14 protein-coding genes and 1 pseudogene are annotated in these 17,358 nt (G+C 62.6%); 3 read left to right on the forward strand and 12 right to left on the reverse strand.

Translation table 11 applies throughout. The features are described 5' to 3' along the window. Nucleotides 1-18: 18 nt before the first annotated feature. The 6 genes from purH to AAZU54_RS18840 form a co-directional block, all read right to left on the reverse strand. The gene (gene purH / locus AAZU54_RS18815; RefSeq protein ID WP_186555540.1) at nt 19-1,626 is read right to left on the reverse strand and encodes a bifunctional phosphoribosylaminoimidazolecarboxamide formyltransferase/IMP cyclohydrolase; all 1,608 of its coding nucleotides are present in this window, start codon (nt 1,624-1,626) and stop codon (nt 19-21) included. A 79-nt stretch (nt 1,627-1,705) separates the two neighbouring features. After that, nucleotides 1,706-2,026 (reverse strand): DNA-binding transcriptional regulator Fis, encoded by a 321-nt coding sequence (fis, locus tag AAZU54_RS18820; RefSeq protein ID WP_101316071.1) that lies wholly within the window; start codon nt 2,024-2,026, stop codon nt 1,706-1,708. Beyond that, complete coding sequence (gene dusB / locus AAZU54_RS18825; protein WP_186555539.1) at nt 2,023-3,036, reverse strand: tRNA dihydrouridine synthase DusB; 1,014 nt, start codon at nt 3,034-3,036, stop codon at nt 2,023-2,025. The genes fis and dusB overlap by 4 nt, the downstream gene beginning before the upstream one ends. A gap of 175 nt (nt 3,037-3,211) precedes the next feature. Next, a complete protein-coding gene (locus AAZU54_RS18830; protein WP_434727504.1) occupies nt 3,212-4,558 on the reverse strand; it encodes a DUF3426 domain-containing protein in 1,347 nt (448 codons plus the stop codon). A 27-nt stretch (nt 4,559-4,585) separates the two neighbouring features. Further along, nucleotides 4,586-5,479, reverse strand: a complete 894-nt coding sequence (prmA, locus tag AAZU54_RS18835) for a 50S ribosomal protein L11 methyltransferase (protein WP_186555537.1) — start codon at nt 5,477-5,479, stop codon at nt 4,586-4,588. A gap of 191 nt (nt 5,480-5,670) precedes the next feature. Then, nucleotides 5,671-6,069, reverse strand: a complete 399-nt coding sequence (locus AAZU54_RS18840) for a ketosteroid isomerase-related protein (protein ID WP_186555536.1) — start codon at nt 6,067-6,069, stop codon at nt 5,671-5,673. A 115-nt stretch (nt 6,070-6,184) separates the two neighbouring features. Here AAZU54_RS18840 and AAZU54_RS18845 point away from each other — a divergent pair, with 115 nt between their 5' ends. Next, nucleotides 6,185-6,775, forward strand: a complete 591-nt coding sequence (locus tag AAZU54_RS18845; protein ID WP_312153905.1) for a GNAT family acetyltransferase — start codon at nt 6,185-6,187, stop codon at nt 6,773-6,775. Between the two features lie 256 nt (nt 6,776-7,031). Here AAZU54_RS18845 and accC read toward each other — a convergent pair whose 3' ends face one another. From accC to AAZU54_RS18875, 6 genes and pseudogenes are all read right to left on the reverse strand, one after another. Next, nucleotides 7,032-8,387 (reverse strand): acetyl-CoA carboxylase biotin carboxylase subunit, encoded by a 1,356-nt coding sequence (gene accC / locus AAZU54_RS18850; protein ID WP_186555534.1) that lies wholly within the window; start codon nt 8,385-8,387, stop codon nt 7,032-7,034. A 17-nt stretch (nt 8,388-8,404) separates the two neighbouring features. Next, nucleotides 8,405-8,866 (reverse strand): acetyl-CoA carboxylase biotin carboxyl carrier protein, encoded by a 462-nt coding sequence (gene accB / locus AAZU54_RS18855; protein ID WP_186555533.1) that lies wholly within the window; start codon nt 8,864-8,866, stop codon nt 8,405-8,407. Nucleotides 8,867-8,966: 100 nt separating this feature from the next. Next, the gene (gene aroQ, locus AAZU54_RS18860) at nt 8,967-9,419 is read right to left on the reverse strand and encodes a type II 3-dehydroquinate dehydratase (RefSeq protein WP_011535870.1); all 453 of its coding nucleotides are present in this window, start codon (nt 9,417-9,419) and stop codon (nt 8,967-8,969) included. A gap of 178 nt (nt 9,420-9,597) precedes the next feature. Beyond that, nucleotides 9,598-11,373: a protein-disulfide reductase DsbD gene (locus AAZU54_RS18865; RefSeq protein ID WP_434727505.1), complete on the reverse strand. Its 1,776-nt coding sequence runs from the start codon at nt 11,371-11,373 to the stop codon at nt 9,598-9,600. Nucleotides 11,374-11,627: 254 nt separating this feature from the next. Further along, nucleotides 11,628-12,143, reverse strand: a pseudogene (locus AAZU54_RS18870) (methyl-accepting chemotaxis protein); the annotation flags it as partial. A 1,609-nt stretch (nt 12,144-13,752) separates the two neighbouring features. Next, entirely contained in the window at nt 13,753-15,369 is a 1,617-nt protein-coding gene (locus AAZU54_RS18875; protein WP_264235564.1) for a response regulator, read from the reverse strand. Between the two features lie 249 nt (nt 15,370-15,618). Between AAZU54_RS18875 and AAZU54_RS18880 the strand changes: the two genes are divergently transcribed. Beyond that, a complete protein-coding gene (locus AAZU54_RS18880) occupies nt 15,619-16,686 on the forward strand; it encodes a DUF2333 family protein (protein WP_186555529.1) in 1,068 nt (355 codons plus the stop codon). A 2-nt stretch (nt 16,687-16,688) separates the two neighbouring features. Beyond that, nucleotides 16,689-17,225, forward strand: coding sequence for an NUDIX hydrolase (locus tag AAZU54_RS18885; protein WP_434727506.1), 537 nt, complete (start codon nt 16,689-16,691; stop codon nt 17,223-17,225). The last annotated feature ends 133 nt before the right edge of the window (nt 17,226-17,358 follow it).

Below are 17,358 nucleotides of genomic sequence, written 5' to 3' on the forward strand. Positions count from 1 at the left end.
CTACACACTCACTGGTGATCAGTGGCGGAAGTGGCGCATGCCGGTAAACACCATCGCGATGCCAGCTTCGTCGGCAGCGGCGATGACTTCAGCATCACGCATCGAACCCCCTGGCTGGATAACCGCGGTGATACCGACTTTAGCTGCATTGTCGATGCCATCACGGAACGGGAAGAACGCGTCCGAGGCCATGACCGCACCCTGCACCTGCAGGCCAGCATGCTCGGCCTTGATTGCAGCGATACGGGCCGAGTTGACGCGGCTCATCTGGCCGGCGCCGACGCCGATGGTCTGGCGCTGCTTGGCGTAGACGATGGCGTTGGATTTGACGAACTTGGCCACTTTCCAGGCGAAGATCAGGTCGTGGATTTCTTGCTCGCTCGGCGCGCGCTGGGTGACGATCTTCAGGTCGTCAGCGCCAATCATGCCGATATCGCGGCTCTGTACCAGCAGGCCGCCGTTGACGCGCTTGAAGTCCCAACCGGCAGCACGCTCGGCTGGCCACTCGCCGCACTCGAGCAGACGCACGTTCTGCTTGGCCGCGACCACGTCACGGGCAGCTTGGGAGATTTTCGGCGCGATGATCACTTCGACGAACTGACGCTCGACGATGGCTTTGGCGGTCTCGCCATCGAGCTCGCGGTTGAAGGCGATGATGCCGCCGAAAGCCGACTCGGTGTCGGTGGCGTAGGCCAGCTCGTAGGCCTGGCGGATGCCGCCTTCGTTTTCCGGGACCACGGCAACGCCGCATGGGTTGGCGTGCTTGACGATCACACAGGCCGGCTTGACGAAGCTCTTCACACATTCCAGCGCGGCATCGGTGTCGGCGACGTTGTTGAACGACAGCTCTTTGCCCTGCAACTGAACGGCAGTCGAGATGCTCGCCTCGCCCTTGTTCGCTTCAACGTAGAACGCCGCGCTCTGGTGCGGGTTCTCGCCGTAGCGCATTTCCTGGGCTTTGACGAACTGGCTGTTGAAGGTGCGCGGGAAGGCGCTGCGCTCTTGCGTCGACAGGGTGTCTTTGGCCTGGTCGATGGTGCCCATGTAGTTGGCGATCATGCCGTCGTAGGCGGCAGTGTGCTCGAATGCCTTGAGCATCAGGTCGAAGCGCTGGGCGTAGGTCAGGCCACCGGCCTTGAGGCTTTCGAGTACTTGGCTGTAGTCGCTGGCGTTGACCACGATGGCCACGTCTTTGTGGTTCTTGGCCGCCGAGCGGACCATGGTCGGGCCGCCGATGTCGATGTTCTCGATCGCGGTCGGCAGGTCGCAGCCTGGCTTGGCGATGGTGGCTTCGAACGGGTACAGGTTGACCGCAACCAGGTCGATCGGCTTGATGCCGTGCTCGTTCATGATGGCGTCGTCAGTGCCGCGACGGCCGAGGATGCCGCCGTGGATTTTCGGGTGCAGGGTCTTGACCCGGCCGTCCATCATTTCGGCGAAGCCGGTGTAGTCGGCCACTTCCACCGCGTCGACGCCGTTGTCCTTGAGCAGCTTGTAGGTGCCACCGGTGGACAGGATCTCGACACCGAGCTGTTGCAGCTCACGAGCGAATTCGAGGATACCGGTCTTGTCGGAGACGCTGATCAGGGCGCGGCGGATCGGCAGGCGGGTAGTCTGGTCGGTCATTTCGGATTCCATAACGCGGTGGAGTCAGCAAAAAAGGCGCCTCCTTCGGGAGCCGCCTTTTCTGATTGGGATTCTGGCTTTACAACAAGTCGTACTGCTTGAGCTTCTTGCGCAGGGTGCCTCGGTTGAGTCCGAGCATCTCGCTGGCCTTGGTCTGGTTACCCTTGACGTAGTTCATCACACTTTCGAGCAGCGGCGCCTCGACCTCCGAGAGCACCAGGTTGTACACGTCCGTGACGGAAGCGCCTTCGAGGTGGGCGAAGTAGTTATGCAGCGCCTTCTCGACGCTGTCGCGAAGGGTCTGGCCCTCCTCGCTTGGCGTATTGAGGTGCTGTTTGAGGTTGGCGTTGTCGCTCACGGGCGTTGTTCCACTCACTAAAGTCTCGGTCATCATCGTCATGCGGCCACCCCTTGTTCGTCCTTTGTTTCAAGGCTCTGTCGACATTCGCGAAAGAACTCGCGAACGTTGGCGCACTGCGCTTGTGTCTCATCCAAAGCGTTGAACCGGGAGCGAAACTCCTTGCCGCCGGGTCGTGTTGCCAGGTACCAGCCAACGTGCTTGCGGGCGATACGTACGCCCATCACATCGCCATAGAAGGCATGCAACGCGGCCAGGTGCTCCAGCAGAATGCGTTCCACCTCGTCCAGCTCGGGAGCTGGCAGGTGTTGGCCGGTCCGCAGGTAATGCTCGATCTCGCGGAAGATCCACGGCCGCCCTTGGGCGGCACGGCCGATCAGCAGGCCGTCGGCACCGGTGGCGTCGAGCACCAGTCGGGCCTTTTCTGGCGAGGTTACATCGCCGTTGGCAAACACCGGGATCGACACCGCCTGCTTGATCGCAGCGATGGTGTCGTACTCGGCTTCGCCGGTGTACAGGTCGGCGCGTGTGCGGCCATGCACCGCAAGCGCCTGGATGCCAGCCTGCTCGGCGATCTTCGCCACGTTCAGGCCGTTCTTGTTCGCCCGGTCCCAGCCGGTACGAATCTTCAGCGTCACCGGGACCTCTACTGCGCCGACCACGGCATGGAGGATCTCGCTGACCAAGGCTTCATCTCTCAATAAAGCAGAGCCTGCGGCCTTGTTGCAGACTTTTTTTGCCGGGCAGCCCATGTTGATATCGATGATCTGGGCGCCCGCCTCGACATTGGCCAGGGCCGCCGCTGCCATCATCTGCGCATCACCGCCGGCGATCTGTACCGAGCGTGGCTCGGGATCGCCTTCATGGATGCGGCGCAGACGCGACTTGCGGCTGTCCCACAGGCTCATGTCGCTGCTGACCATTTCCGAGACCACCATGCCTGCGCCGAGGCGTTGGCAAAGTGTGCGGAAAGGTTGGTCCGTAACCCCGGCCATGGGCGCAAGGATCAGGTTGTTTCGCAGTGTATAAGGGCCGATGCGTACCGCCGACATAGGTGTTCCCTGTTGTGGGGCCGAATCATTGGAGTTCGAAAAAGGGTTGGCATAATACCCGCTCTCGATGACCGGATAAAGATGAATCTGGATAAAATCTGAACAGCTGCGGCCTTATGCCCCTGGGTTTGGGACAGCCCTCCGGCGCCGGTAAACCGGCGACCGGGTAGGGTGGTTATTCCGGAGAGCGGAAGCTGAGGCTGTAGTTCACCGCCTTCGGGCCTGGGTCGAGGATATCCAGGGCGATGTGGATGGGCGTCTGGCTGGGCATTTCGCCACGACCGGCCAATTCGCCGGAGAGGTATTCGCTGGGTTTGAAGCGACGGCTGGCAATCAATTGACCGTTGAGGTCGGCGAAGCGCAGCTCCAGCAGCGGGAAGGGCTGGGAGAATGGCGCGCGGTTGTAAATGATTGCATCGACGATCAGGGCACCTTTGAAGTCCGGGTGGCTGCGTACTACCAGGTTACTGCTCTTGATCCGGGCGATATCGACCCGAGTGGGCACTTGGCAGCCGACCAGCGGACACAGCTGCTGGAACCACGGGCGGTACTGATCCTGACGGGCCATCTCGTCGAAATGGAACCAGACATACTGGAACGCCAGCAGCCCGGCAGCGAGCAAGGTCAGGGTGCCCCACAGCAGGCGCTTGGCCCAATTGGCCTTGGGCTTTTGCCAGTCCAGTTGCAACGGGTCGTCGACCACATCGATCAACGGCTCCTTGCGCCGCGTGGCGCGGGCACTGAGGCCGGGTTCGATGCGTTCGTTGCGTTCGTTGCGAGCTGGGTCGAGGTCGTCGTCGGCATGGGCCGAGAGGTGCTCGCTGCGCATTTCTTCGTCGAGCGCGGATATGCCTTTTTCCGTCAGCTCGTCGTCATCGCGCGCGGCCAGCCGGTCGTGCAGATGGAGTTCAGGCTCAGGCTCTTTCAGGGCAATGGTCGGTTGCTGACGAGCCGGTTCGTCGTCGGCTTCCAGGTCCAGGCTCAGGGTTGGCTCGGTGCGTTCGCCGGGGGCCGGTTCCAGGTCCAGTGGTTGTGCCTCGATCAACGGCGGCTGTGGCTCGAGCAGCGCCGGGAGCTCTTGCGCGGGCTCGTCGGTGGCATTGCCGAACGGCTGGTCGTGGTGTTCGTCCAGGCTGTGATCGTCACGCCGGGCTTGCAGCGCATCGTTGCGGGCTTCGGCCTGGCCTTCTACCGGCTGGTCACGGCGCTCCAGATGAGCCAGCGCCTGGTCCAGGTCGAGGTCATCAAGGGCTTGCGAGGTGGCCGCCCAGTTGTCGGCGGTTGGCGCGTCGACAGGCGCCGGTGCTGGCGCGTCGACAGCTTCTGGCGTCGGCGCGACGGCCGTCGCCGGAGCGGGCTGGGCAGTGCCGGCACGGTTCTGCTCAAGCAACTGCTTGGCGGCGTTGAACACCTGTAGGCACTGGCCGCAACGAACCACCCCACGGGCCACGCTCAACTGATGATGAGTGACGCGAAAGCTGGTCTGGCAATGCGGGCACTGGGTGACGAAACTGTCGGTCATGCGGCAATCCGGGGGTTGTGCAAGGAATTATTCTAGGCCGACCGAACGACGGCGACCACTGATGCGCACCCAACCGTCGCGTTCAGCGATCGGATCCAGGTCGAAGTCCTTGGTGTAGGCTGCGGCGACTTCCTCACCTTGTTCGGCGAGGATCCCCGACAACGCCAGCAGGCCACCGGGGCGAACCAGCCCGGACAATTGCGGGGCCAGCGACACCAATGGGCCTGCGAGAATATTGGCGACCAGCACGTCGGCCTGCATGGCCGGCATGTGTTCCGGCAGGTACAGCGGGAAGCGCTCTGCGCCTATGCCATTGCGCCCGGCGTTGTCGCGCGAAGCTTCCAGCGCCTGTACGTCGATGTCGGTGCCGACCGCTTCGCGGGCGCCGAGCAGCAGCGCGGCGATGGCCAGAATGCCCGAGCCGCAACCGAAGTCCAGCACCTGGCTGTCCTGGAGCTGTTGGCCATCGAGCCATTCCAGGCACAGTGCGGTGGTCGGGTGGGTGCCGGTGCCGAAAGCCAGGCCCGGATCGAGCAGCAGGTTCACTGCATCTTTTTCCGGCGCTTCATGCCAGCTCGGCACGATCCACAGGCGACGGCCGAAGCGCATCGGCTGGAAGTTGTCCATCCAGCTGCGTTCCCAGTCCTGGTCCTCGATCACCTCGGCGTGGTGCTCGGGCAGTTCGGCGTTGGTCAGCAGGCGCAGGTGGGCGAATACCTGCTCAGGCTCGGCATCGGCTTCGAACAAGGCCAAAAGGTGGGTGTGCGACCACAGCGGGGTGGTGTTGAGGTCCGGCTCGAAGATCGGCTGGTCCTCGGCGTCCATGAAAGTCACCGAGACAGCACCCACTTCCAGCAGGGCATCTTCGTAGGTTTCGGCTTGTTCTGGGCTGATGGCCAGGCGTACTTGCAGCCAGGGCATGGCGGGTACCTTTGATGAATCGAGTTGGGGGCAGCACTGGGCTGCGCGAAGGGGTGCAGTTTACTTGAGTGCGTGGGGTTTGTGCGATTTGCTGCTAGTGGCAGAGTGGATGATGGCGCACCAGGCAGATGGCGTTTTTGCTCTGGCGCGCGTTGAATCAACAGCGCACGGGCTACAGCGCGGGGCAGGGCTCACACCACCTGCTCGAGCCAATCATTGAGGTTGGAGTAATGACTTATCCGGGCAATCTTGCCGCAGTGGATATAGAAGAACGCCCCGGCCGATAGCACATAGGTCTGCCCTTTGGCCGGGGGCAACCCAGGGGCATCGGCAAGATACGCCCCATGCACGGTAAATTCGGCCGCTGCGCGAGTGCCTTCGGTATTTTCCATGACCACCAGATCGGCCAAGCGCTCGCTATAGCAGCGGTTGAAGTTGTCCAAGAACGCGGCAAACGCTCGCTTGCCCATCTGCCGCTCGCCTTGGTTGATGTCATGGATCACATCTTCGCTGAGCAGGGCGAGCAAGGCTGGCAGGTCCTTGGCGTTGAGGGCGCGGTAGTAGGCGTTGACCAGTTCAGTAGCGGTCATGGCAATGTTCCTGTCGTGTTCGGGAAAGGAGGGGGCATGCAAGCGATGATAGGGTCTTGACTCAGGCCCGGCTTAGCCGAGTACGTCATCCACATCGACAAAACGACCGCCCCGCATGGAAATCCGCCTGCTGCACGGCGCCGCGATTGCGCCTTACATCGATGACCTCGCTCGCCTGCGCCTGACGGTGTTTCGCGAATTTCCCTACCTCTATGATGGCACCCTGGAGTCTGAGGCCGACTACCTGGCCATTTACGCCCGCTCTGGGCGTAGTCTGGTGGTCCTGGCCCTGGACGATAGCAAGCTGGTTGGTGCCTCGCTTGGCCTGCCGCTGGTCGATGGATCGAGCCAGTTGCAGCAGCCGTTCCTGGCGCAGGGGCGCGATCCGGCAAGCGTTTATTACTTTGCTGAGTCGGTGTTGCTACCCGCCTATCGAGGCAGGGGCCTGGGGGTGCGCTTTTTCATCGAACGCGAGTCTTATGCGCACAAGCTGGCTGAATTCGACTATTGCGCGTTCTGCACGGTGGAGCGCCCGAATGGTCATCCACTAAGGCCGACGGACTACAAGCCACTGCACGGGTTCTGGCGCAACCGGGGGTTTCTTGACGAGCCATCCTTGCGCAGCTCACACGCCTGGCGCGATCTGGATGAGCAGGCGGAATCGGCCAAGATCATGTCGTTCTGGCTCAAGCCGCTGCCGCTATGAGCGTCAGGCGCCCTGAAGGCTGTGTAGAGAGGCTACTAATTCGAGGAAATGCGCCGTGCAACCACGGCGAATAATGCTGTTCACTTAAGATTTTGGGGCCGCTTTGCAGCCCTTCGCGGGCAAGCCCGCTCCCACAGGTACGGCGCCGACCGTCAGAGCGGCGCCGTACCTGTGGGAGCGGGCTTGCCCGCGAAGGGGCGCAAAGCGGCCCCAAAGCAGGCGACAAGAGCCTTAAGTGGACAGCATTAGCTCAAGATCAATCCTGGTTAGCCAGTTTGTGCTCGAGGTAATGGATGTTGACGCCACCTTTGCAGAAACCTTCATCACGCACCAGGTCGCGGTGCAGTGGGATGTTGGTCTTGATGCCGTCGACGACGATCTCGTCCAGGGCATTGCGCATGCGCGCCATGGCCTCGTCGCGATCCTTGCCGTAGGTGATCAGCTTGCCGATCAGCGAGTCATAGTTCGGCGGAACCGAATAGCCGCTGTACAGGTGCGAATCGACCCGCACGCCATTGCCACCTGGGGCATGGAAGTGCTTGACGGTACCTGGGCTTGGGATGAACTTCTTCGGGTCTTCGGCGTTGATCCGGCACTCCAGCGAGTGACCGCGGATCACCACGTCTTCCTGGGTGAACGACAGCTTGTTGCCAGCGGCGATGCTGAGCATCTCCTTGACGATGTCGATACCGGTGACCATCTCCGAAACCGGGTGCTCCACCTGAACACGGGTGTTCATCTCGATGAAGTAGAAACGACCGTTCTCGTAGAGGAACTCGAAGGTGCCAGCGCCACGGTAGCCGATCTCGATGCAGGCATCGACGCAACGCTTGAAGACTTCCTGGCGGGCCTGCTCATCGATGCCTGGGGCCGGAGCCTCTTCCAGCACCTTCTGGTGACGGCGCTGCAAGGAGCAGTCGCGATCGCCCAGGTGGATGGCATTGCCTTGGCCGTCGGACAGCACCTGAACTTCCACGTGACGTGGGTTGGTCAGGAACTTCTCCAGGTAGACCATCGGGTTGCCGAAGGCTGCACCGGCTTCGGTACGGGTCAGTTTGGCCGAGGAGATCAGATCCTCTTCCTTGTGCACCACGCGCATACCGCGACCACCACCGCCACCGGCGGCCTTGATGATCACCGGATAACCGACTTCGCGAGCGATCGCCAGGGCGGTTTCTTCGTCTTCCGGCAGTGGGCCGTCAGAACCCGGAACGGTCGGCACGCCGGTCTTGATCATCGCGTCCTTGGCCGAAACCTTGTCGCCCATCAGGCGAATGGTGTCGGCTTTCGGGCCGATGAAGGCGAAACCGGATTTCTCCACTTGCTCGGCGAAGTCGGCGTTTTCCGCGAGGAAGCCGTAGCCAGGGTGGATTGCGGTAGCGCCTGTCACTTCGGCAGCGGCGATGATCGCCGGGATGTGCAGGTAGGAGTCTTTGGACGAAGCAGGACCAATGCAGACCGACTCGTCTGCCAGGCCCAGGTGCATCAGTTCACGGTCGGCCGTGGAGTGCACGGCGACGGTCTTGATGCCCAGCTCTTTGCAGGCACGCAGGATCCGCAGGGCAATTTCCCCACGGTTGGCGATCAGGACTTTTTCCAGCTTCCCAGACATCGTTGGCTCTCCGCGAATCAAACGATGGTGAACAGCGGCTGGTCGAACTCAACCGGCTGACCGTCTTCTACCAGGATGGCGTCGATGACACCGCCGATTTCGGCTTCGATGTGGTTCATCATCTTCATCGCTTCGACGATGCACAGGGTGTCGCCCTTCTTGATGCTCTGACCGACTTCAGCGAAGTTCGGCGAGGTCGGCGAAGGCTTGCGGTAGAAGGTACCTACCATCGGCGAACGGACCACGGTGCCTTTCAGTGCGGGTGCGGCGGCAGCGGCTTCAGCCACTGGTGCGGCTGCAACTGGAGCGGCGGCGACGGGCGCTGCGTGCATCGGTTGTGGAGCGAAGTACTGCTGGGCAGCTGGGGTCTTGCTGTGACGGCTGATGCGAACGGACTCTTCGCCTTCCTTGATCTCCAGTTCGTCGATGCCGGACTCTTCCAGCAGTTCGATCAGCTTTTTGACTTTACGGATATCCATTAATCAGCAACTCCCAAGGTTCGGTCGGGGACGTAATTTGAAAACGTGTCGAAAACGTTTCTCTATGGCCTCGGCCCCAAGGGGCCAAGGCCTTGTGTCATCAGGGCTGTGCGTTGGCAGCCAGGTGTTCCAGCGCAGACTCCAGGGCCAACCGGTAACCGGTGGCGCCCAAGCCGCAGATCACCCCTACAGCAACATCGGAAAAGTAGGAGTGATGACGGAACGGTTCACGCTTGTGCACGTTGGACAGGTGCACTTCGATGAATGGGATGCTCACTGCCAGCAATGCGTCACGTAATGCGACGCTGGTGTGGGTGAAAGCAGCCGGATTGATCAGGATGAAGTCGACGCCTTCGTTACGCGCGGCGTGGATACGGTCGATCAGTTCGTATTCGGCATTGCTCTGCAGGTACTGCAGATGGTGGCCTGCGGCGCGGGCACGCTGCTCCAGGTCCTGGTTGATCTGGGCGAGGGTGGCGGCACCATAGTGACCTGGCTCGCGGGTACCGAGCAGGTTGAGGTTGGGGCCATGCAGCACCAGTAGGGTTGCCATCTGCGGGTTCCTTGGTCTTGTAGGGCAATTCGACATGCGCGGCGACTATGCCGCAAAGCGACCACGAGTGTCCAGTTCCCTGCAATAGCCAGCACGATGTCCGAGATTCGCGCAAAGTATGTGACCAAATGATTAATTTTGGTCACCTATACAGAGAAAAGTCCCAGTCAGCGGGAAGTTATAGACCGAGTTTGCCGCGCACGCGCGTGAGAATGTCTGCAAATTCGCCGGCGTTTATTTCGCCAACGACCCGATCGCTGGTCATTTCGCTGCCGTTCGCGGCAAAGAACAGCAGTGCTGGCGGGCCGAACAGCTGGTAACGGTCGAGCAGACCGCGCTGCTCGGCGTTGCTTTCGGTGATATCGAAACGCAGCAATTTGAAGGTGCCCAGCTGAGCTTGCACCTGGGGTGCGCTGAGCACTTCGTGCTCGATCACCTTGCAGCTGATGCACCAGTCGGCGTACCAGTCGAGCAGCACCGGCTGGCCTGCCGCCTTGGCCTGAGCCAAGGCCGCATCCAGCGCTGCGGGGGTGGTGATGGTCTGCCAGGCATCGGTCTTGCTCACCGATGTGCCTGCGCTTGTCGCCACTGCGGCGTGCGGCAGTGGCCGCAACGGATCGCCCTGGCCGCTCAAGGCGCCGTACCAGCAGGCCAGCGCATACACCAGCAGGGCCAGGCCCAGCAGTTGCGCCAGACGTTCCCGGGGCGTCTTGATGACAAACTCCAGCGCGCCAAGGAACAGCGCTACGCCTGCCGCCAGCAGACCAATCAGCAGCAGCGTCACTGGGCCTGGCAAGACTCGGCTGAGCAGACCGATCGCCAGGCCCAGCAGCAGTACGCCAATCGCGTTCTTGACGGTATTGAGCCAAGCACCGCTCTTGGGTAGCCAGGCTGCACCGCCGGTCGCCACCAGCAACAGTGGCGCACCCATGCCCAGGCCCAGGGCGAACAGCTTCAACGCGCCGCCCAGCGCATCACCACTGGCGCTGATATACAGCAGGGCGCCGGCCAGCGGCGCCGAGACGCAAGGCGAAACCAGCAGGCTGGAGAGTACGCCGAGCACCGCCGCGCCCAGCAGCGAGCCACCTTTGGTGCGGTTGGCGACGCTGTCCAGGCGATTGCTCAAGGCTTGCGGCAGCTTCAGCTCGAATAAGCCGAACATGGCCAGGGCGAAGATCACGAAGAACAGCGCAAACGGCACCAGTACCCAGGCCGATTGCAGGCGTGCCTGCAGGTTCAGGCTGGCACCGAAGACGCCCATCAGCGCACCGAGCACGGCGAAGCAGGCGGCCATCGGCAGCACATAGGCCAGCGACAGGCTCAGGCCACGCCATCCGCCCACCTGACCGCGCAGGACCACCCCAGAGAGGATTGGCAGCATCGGCAGTACGCAGGGGGTGAAGGTCAGGCCGATCCCGGCGAGGAAGAACAGCAACAGCGATTTCCAATTCCAGCCGGCGTCAGCTGAGCCTGGGACTACGCCACCCTCGCCAGTGATCGGCAGTCGCGCGGTCTCCGGCGGATAGCACAAACCCTTGTCGGCGCAGCCCTGGTAGCCCACCAGCAGGGTGAAGGCACGTTGATCGGCGGCTGGGCGTGGGAGGGTGATGTCGAGGACGCCGTGATACACCTCGACATCGCCGAAGAATTCGTCGTGCTTGGCCTCGCCAGGCGGGATCTGCGCTGCGCCCAGGGCGATGTCGGCCGGCTCGCTGCGGAACTGGAAGCGGTGGCGATAGAGGTAGTAGCCGTCGCTGGCAACGAAACGCAGCTTGATGGTGTGCGCGTCGCTACTGACCAGGCTGAGCTTGAAGGCCTCGTGCACCGGCAGGAAGTCGGCGCTGTTGCTCAGCGAAGACGCGCCGAGGGTGGCGCTGGGGCGGTTATCGAGCAGGCCGCTGGCGAAGGCGGGGCTTGCCAGCAGCAGGAACAGCAGGAAAAACAGGCGGCGCATGGCGGACTCGCGAGGTGGAACGTGGGGGCATGATAGCGGAGTTGCTCGTGATTGGGGCTGTACCAGGCTGTGGCGCGACACATGGCCGCTGGGGTTGTGCTGCCTGCACCATCGCTATCGCGGGGCAAGCCCGCTCCCACGTGTAACCCCTTGCAAGGCGCTATCGCGGGGCAAGCCCACGTGTAACTCCTGGCAAGGCGCTCGGCGTGGGAGCGGGCTTGCCCCGCGATAGCGTCGGTACGGGCGACGCCCCCTCAGAGCCTGAACGCCCGCACCGCGCTATTGAGCTGCCCACCCAGCTTGAGCAGTTGCTCACCCTGCTCGCGGCCTTCGCCAATGCGCTGCAGGTTGTCTTCGCCCAGCTCATGGATTCGCTCACTGTGATCCCTGATTTCGCTCACTGCCCCTGTCTGCTGGGCGGTGACATCGGCAATTCGCACGGCGGTATCGGAGATGGTCCGAATCGCACTGACAATCTCATCCAAGGCGCCGTCGGCAGCCTGCGCCTGGCTGGCGGTCGCCTCGGCATGCTCAAGCTGGATGCGCATGCCATTGACCGATTCGCGCGCAGCCTGTTGCAGCCGGTCGATCAGCGCCTGGATCTCACCGGTAGCGCCGGTGGTGCGCTGGGCCAGCGAGCGCACCTCGTCGGCCACCACGGCAAAGCCGCGGCCCATCTCGCCCGCTCGAGCGGCTTCGATGGCGGCGTTGAGGGCCAGCAGATTGGTTTGTTCGGCAATCGAGCGAATCACTGTCAGGACGCCGCCGATGGTCGCCGACTCTTCGGCCAGTTGCTCGATCATCTGCGCATTGCCCTGCACTTCATCGACCAAGGCACGTAACCCGGAAAGGCTTTGGCCAATCACCGCCTGGCCATGCTCGACGGCGCGCCCGGCATCGTGGCTGGCATCGGCCGCGGAGCTGGCGTCGCCCGCCACCTGTTGAATGGTCGCCTCCAGCTCGCCCAGGGCATCGCGGATCTGCGCAGTGTCGCCGGCCTGGCGCTCGGCGCCATCGTGCAGGGCGCTGCTCATGCTGGCCAGGGCATGGCTGCTGCCGGCCACTTGCTCGGCGTTGGCGCGCAGGGTGCCGACCAGTTCGACCAGGTACAGGCGCAGGCGGTTGAGCGACTCCTGGATATCGTGCAGTTCACGGTTGGTCTTGCCCAATGCAATGGCTTGGCCGAAGTCGCCCTCGGCCCAGCGTGACAGCGCTGGCGCCAGGTGGGTCAGGGTGCGGGTGAGGCGGCGCTGGAGGGTGTCGATGAGCAGCGCGATCAGTAGGATCAGGCCGATCATCAGGCCTTGGATGATGCGCACCTCGCTGGCGATCTGGCCATGTTGCGCACGTACCTGCGGCTCTAGGGCGGCGATGGCCTGTTGCACCGCATCCAGACGTTCGCCGGTGCTGGTGGCCAAGGCTGCGTGGCGCTGGATCTGTTCGCGGGTGCGTTGCAGTTCGCCAGGATAACGACTGAGCAGGCTTTGTAGCTCGCGCTTGAGGCCTACGGCAACGTCTTCCTGTTGCTCGCTGGCCTGGGTTTGCAGGCCCATCAGCGCGGCGAAGTCGTCGGCGTTGGACTCGGCGCTGCGGGTCACCCCGAGCAGGGGTAGGGCGTCGATCGCCTCGGCCTGGGTGCGGATCAGCTGCAGTTCGCGCTCGACTTCGTCGGCCAGCTCTGCTCGGCCACTGCTGACCAGTTTGTCGCGCGCCAGTGACAAGCGCCCCAGGTGTACGGCGGCGTCCAGCACGGGAGCAAGATAGCGAGGGGCATCGCTGCTGCCGCTGTCACGGGCGTAGCTTGCCAGTTGTTCGAGGTTGGCCCCTAGCTCACGTTCGGCTTGCAGCAGCAGGGCTTGCGGATCGCCTGCAAGCTTGCCGGCGGCAAGGAGCTCGTTAGTGGTGAAGGCCTGCAAGTTATCCAGGCTCGGCCGCAGTTGTTCAGCCAGTGGCTGCGGCCATTGGGCTAGCGCCTGGTGCAATTGTTGATTGGCTTCGGTGGCGGCTGCGTGGCGCAGGGCGTCGCCACTGGCCAGATACGCCTGGATGTTGCGCGCGGCTTGGTTCTGGAACTGCTGCGACAGGCCCAGGTAGCGCTCCATCAGTTGATAGGGGCGCTCGAGGGCGCGTTGCGACCACCACAAGGTTGCGCCCAGGGCAATGCACACGGTTACCAGCAAGAGGGTATTGAAATTGGTCAGCCACTTCAGGCGCATGGCGCGAACTTCCGGCGGGAGTGGAGAGATAGGTGCCTGAAGTTATTGCGATTTTGTGACGCGGTGATGACGGCGGAGGGTTGGCGCCATAAAAAAGTGGCTATTTGCCTTTATCTCGGTGTTGACCGCTTTGTTGAGGCGCCAAAGCGCTAAGGCGAAGGCGCTACGGCTCTACTCGCACCACACAGTTACGTCCCGCATGTTTGGCTCGGTACAGCGCCTCGTCTGCGGCACTGGCCATGGTCAGCGCATCATGCTGTTCATCCAGTTGCACCACCCCGGCGCTGAAAGTGCAATGCAGGTCCTGCGGCTGGGCTGGATAGAGAATCTCGGAGAACCTCCGACGAATTTCGTCGAGCACCTTATGCGCTGCCGCCAGGTGGGTATTGGGCATGACAATGGCGAATTCTTCACCGCCATAGCGGCCGATATAGTCGGTCTTGCGCAACCGTTGCTTGAGAAACAACGCCAGGCTCTTGATCACCCGATCGCCCATGGGGTGGCCGTGGCGGTCGTTGATCTTCTTGAAGTGGTCGATATCGAGCATGGCAAAGCTCAGCGGCAGTTCTTCGCGGCGGGCGCGAAAGCTGCAGTCCTCCAGCAGTTGGAGAATGTGGGTGTGGTTGTACAACCCAGTCAGGCTGTCACGAACCATCCGCGCCTTGAGATGGCGCGCACGGGCGGCGCGGTTGCGCACGGTGGTGATCAGGTGGCGCGAACGGATCGGCTTGGTCAGGAAGTCATCGCCGCCCTCGCTCATGGCATCGAGCTGCTTGTCCAGGTCATCCTCGGCCGACAGGTAGATGATCGGCACACTGACATAGCGGTCGTTGTGGCGTATCACTTTGGCCAGCTCAGTGCCGGTGCAATCGGGCATGTACATATCGAGGATGATCAGGTCGGGCTGAAAATCGGCAAGCTCGGCCATGGTGCGGATCGGTTCGGTGAGCGTGCGAGTGATCATTCCGGCGCCGTTGAGCAGGCGTTCGGTGTGCATGGCCTGGGCGCGCGAATCGTCGATGATCAGCACCCGAAACGGGTCGTACTGGGCGGCGCTGGTCAGCAGTTCGACTTTCTCCAGCAGGCTGGAGGCTTCCAGGGTGCCGGTGAGAAATTCCTGGCCACCGGCGCGCACCGCGGCCAGGCGGGTAGGGGTGTCGGTTTCGTGCAGGCTGAAAAACAGCAGCGGGATGTGCTGCTCCAGGCCCTGCTGGGCCTTGGCCGCTAGCTGCAAGCCGCAACCTGGGCCGCTGAAGTCGACGTCCATCACGATCGCCGCAGGCAGCCGTTCATTCATCGACGAGCAGAACGCCTCGGCGCTGAACAAGGCCTGCACGCCCAGGCCAAAGAATTCCAGCTGCTGGGCCAGGCGCTCGGCGCGATCGTGATCTTGTAGCAGGATATATACCGGCTTGCGCAGTGGTGGCAGCGGCACGTTATCGAGCTGATCACCTTTGCGCAGGCCGGTGCGCGACAGGCGCTGCATCAAGCGGTTGAGCTCAGCGATCGACTCGGAGTTGAGTCGCGCACTGTTGGCTTCGATGGCGCGCAAGGTCTGCCCGATCGCCACTGACAGGCTGCCATGCTCTGGCTGTTCGAAGCGCTCGGCGTACCGTTGCAGGCGCAGGTTGGCCTCGCTCAGCTCGCCCAGGTCGCTCGCCGACCACTCGCCACGTTGCAGGCGCTGCCAGATCTCGAGGATCTGTCGGGCCTGGTGGATGACCCGCTGGGCGAAGTGCTGCTTGAGGCGCTCGTGGCTGGGCTCTGCTGGCTGGGTCATGTCCTGACTACTTATAGATTGGGAATATGCAGGTGCGATGATGGCTCTATGCTAGCACCGCTTTTCCGACAAGCGAGTGCTTCGTGTCAACAAAGCGTTCAAGTCTGCTTATTCAGTTGCTGACCGATTGGTCGCTTATGCGTAAGGCGGTGTCTGCTTTATAGTGCTGCGACGCGGGCTTGCCGTGGCACCCTGGGGCAGACCTGAGGTCCAAGCCCTCAACCGTCGTGACAAATTAAGGACAAAGCCATGCTGGACTGGAAAAACCGCGAGGCCAAAGCTGAGCCCCGCGAGCGGGCCGACACCCGTGGCGCTGCTACTCGTAGCTACCTTGGTGGCCTTTGGAGCCGTGCCCTGGGCACCCTGATTGGGCTGTACCTGCTGGTATGCATCGGCCTGGGTTGGTACTGGAGCCAGGAGCCGGAGTTGTTCCCGGTGCAGCAAAATGCCCAGGCCGCCTCCGAGCGCACTGGCCACAAGATGGTCGTCGGCTACACCACCATCGAAACCCTCAAGACTGTCGCCGGCACGCTGCTCGACAAGCCCGGTGGCTACATTTCCAACGACCGTTTCCCACCTGGCTTGTGGATGGACAACATGCCGAGCTGGGAATATGGCGTGCTGGTCCAGGTGCGTGACCTGTCGCGTGCGCTGCGCAAGGACTTCGCCCGTTCGCAGTCGCAGTCCACCGAGGATGCTGACCTGGCCAAGGCCGAGCCGCGCTTCAACTTCGACAACAAGAGCTGGATCCTGCCGTCGAGCGAATCGGAGTTCGAAGAAGGCATCAAGTCGCTGAACCGTTACCAGGCGCGCCTGGCCGCTGGTGACCAGGGCGCGATCTTCTACACCCGTGCCGACAACCTGAACAACTGGCTGGGCGACGTCGCCACGCGTTTGGGCTCGCTGTCCCAGCGCCTGTCGGCCAGTGTTGGCCGGGTCAAGCTCAACAGCACCCTGAAGACCGAAACGGTGGTTGCCGGCCAAGCGCCGCAGCTCGATGAGGAACTGGTCGAGACGCCGTGGCTGCAAATCGACAACGTGTTCTACGAAGCCCGTGGCCAGGCCTGGGCGCTGTCGCACCTGCTGCGTGCGATTGAGGTCGACTTTGCCGACGTGCTGGCGAAGAAGAACGCCACGGTCAGCGTGCGCCAGATCATTCGTGAGCTGGAAGCTTCGCAGGAAGCGCTGTGGAGCCCGATGGTGCTCAATGGCAGTGGCTTTGGCATGTGGGCCAACCATTCGTTGGTGATGGCCAACTATATTTCCCGCGCCAACGCCGCTGTGATCGACCTGCGTCAGTTGCTGTCGCAAGGCTGAGTATGCCCATCACCCCAGCCGAGGCCGCCCACCGCGCGGCCTCCGACCTTGAGCAGATTGCCTGGGTCGATGACGCCGACCAACTGCTCGGGGCATTGCCCCGGGCCGAGTTGCGCGAGCGTGGCTTGATCGGTCGTGGCACCTTCATTCTGCTGTTCAACAGTGCCGGCGAGCTGTGCATCAACCGCCGTTCGTTGAGTAAAGCCGTGTATCCGGGGTATTGGGACGTGGCGGCAGGTGGCATGGTCGCGGCCGATGAGAGCTATGCCGAGTCGGCGGCCAGGGAGCTTGAAGAAGAGCTCGGCGTTTGCGGCGTCGAGTTGCGGTTTCACGAGAAGTTCTTCTTTGACCAGCCGGGTAACCGGCTCTGGTGCGCGGTGTTCTCGGCGGTCTGGGATGGCCCGCTGCGGTTGCAACCGGAAGAAGTCATCGAAGCCCGCTTTGCCAACCTCGAGCAGGTCGAGATCGATCAGCGGCAGCTGGCGTATTGCCCGGATTCTCTGGCCGCGTTGCAGCGCTACCGGCAGCGCTTGGCCTGACGTCGCGAATGCTTCGTAAAATGGCGCATTCCAGTACTTAGCAACCGGCGCATTTATCGTTACACTGCGCGCCCTTTTCGGGCTGTCGCAAGATCTGCGTCAGTAGCGCCGCCCCTGCCAGAGTGGGGCTTCG

Origin of the sequence: Pseudomonas sp. Je.1.5.c, from assembly GCF_051129895.1 — a bacterium.
Lineage (GTDB): Bacteria > Pseudomonadota > Gammaproteobacteria > Pseudomonadales > Pseudomonadaceae > Aquipseudomonas > Aquipseudomonas urmiensis.

Bases quoted from the DNA above. Each gene is read 5' to 3' on its own strand.
- purH (WP_186555540.1), bottom strand. From the start codon at position 1,626: ATGACCGACCAGACTACCCGCCTGCCGATCCGCCGCGCCCTGATCAGC.
- fis (WP_101316071.1), bottom strand. From the start codon at position 2,026: ATGACGATGATGACCGAGACTTTAGTGAGTGGAACAACGCCCGTGAGC.
- dusB (WP_186555539.1), bottom strand. From the start codon at position 3,036: ATGTCGGCGGTACGCATCGGCCCTTATACACTGCGAAACAACCTGATC.
- AAZU54_RS18830 (WP_434727504.1), bottom strand. From the start codon at position 4,558: ATGACCGACAGTTTCGTCACCCAGTGCCCGCATTGCCAGACCAGCTTT.
- prmA (WP_186555537.1), bottom strand. From the start codon at position 5,479: ATGCCCTGGCTGCAAGTACGCCTGGCCATCAGCCCAGAACAAGCCGAA.
- AAZU54_RS18840 (WP_186555536.1), bottom strand. From the start codon at position 6,069: ATGACCGCTACTGAACTGGTCAACGCCTACTACCGCGCCCTCAACGCC.
- AAZU54_RS18845 (WP_312153905.1), top strand. From the start codon at position 6,185: ATGGAAATCCGCCTGCTGCACGGCGCCGCGATTGCGCCTTACATCGAT.
- accC (WP_186555534.1), bottom strand. From the start codon at position 8,387: ATGTCTGGGAAGCTGGAAAAAGTCCTGATCGCCAACCGTGGGGAAATT.
- accB (WP_186555533.1), bottom strand. From the start codon at position 8,866: ATGGATATCCGTAAAGTCAAAAAGCTGATCGAACTGCTGGAAGAGTCC.
- aroQ (WP_011535870.1), bottom strand. From the start codon at position 9,419: ATGGCAACCCTACTGGTGCTGCATGGCCCCAACCTCAACCTGCTCGGT.
- AAZU54_RS18865 (WP_434727505.1), bottom strand. From the start codon at position 11,373: ATGCGCCGCCTGTTTTTCCTGCTGTTCCTGCTGCTGGCAAGCCCCGCC.
- AAZU54_RS18875 (WP_264235564.1), bottom strand. From the start codon at position 15,369: ATGACCCAGCCAGCAGAGCCCAGCCACGAGCGCCTCAAGCAGCACTTC.
- AAZU54_RS18880 (WP_186555529.1), top strand. From the start codon at position 15,619: ATGCTGGACTGGAAAAACCGCGAGGCCAAAGCTGAGCCCCGCGAGCGG.
- AAZU54_RS18885 (WP_434727506.1), top strand. From the start codon at position 16,689: ATGCCCATCACCCCAGCCGAGGCCGCCCACCGCGCGGCCTCCGACCTT.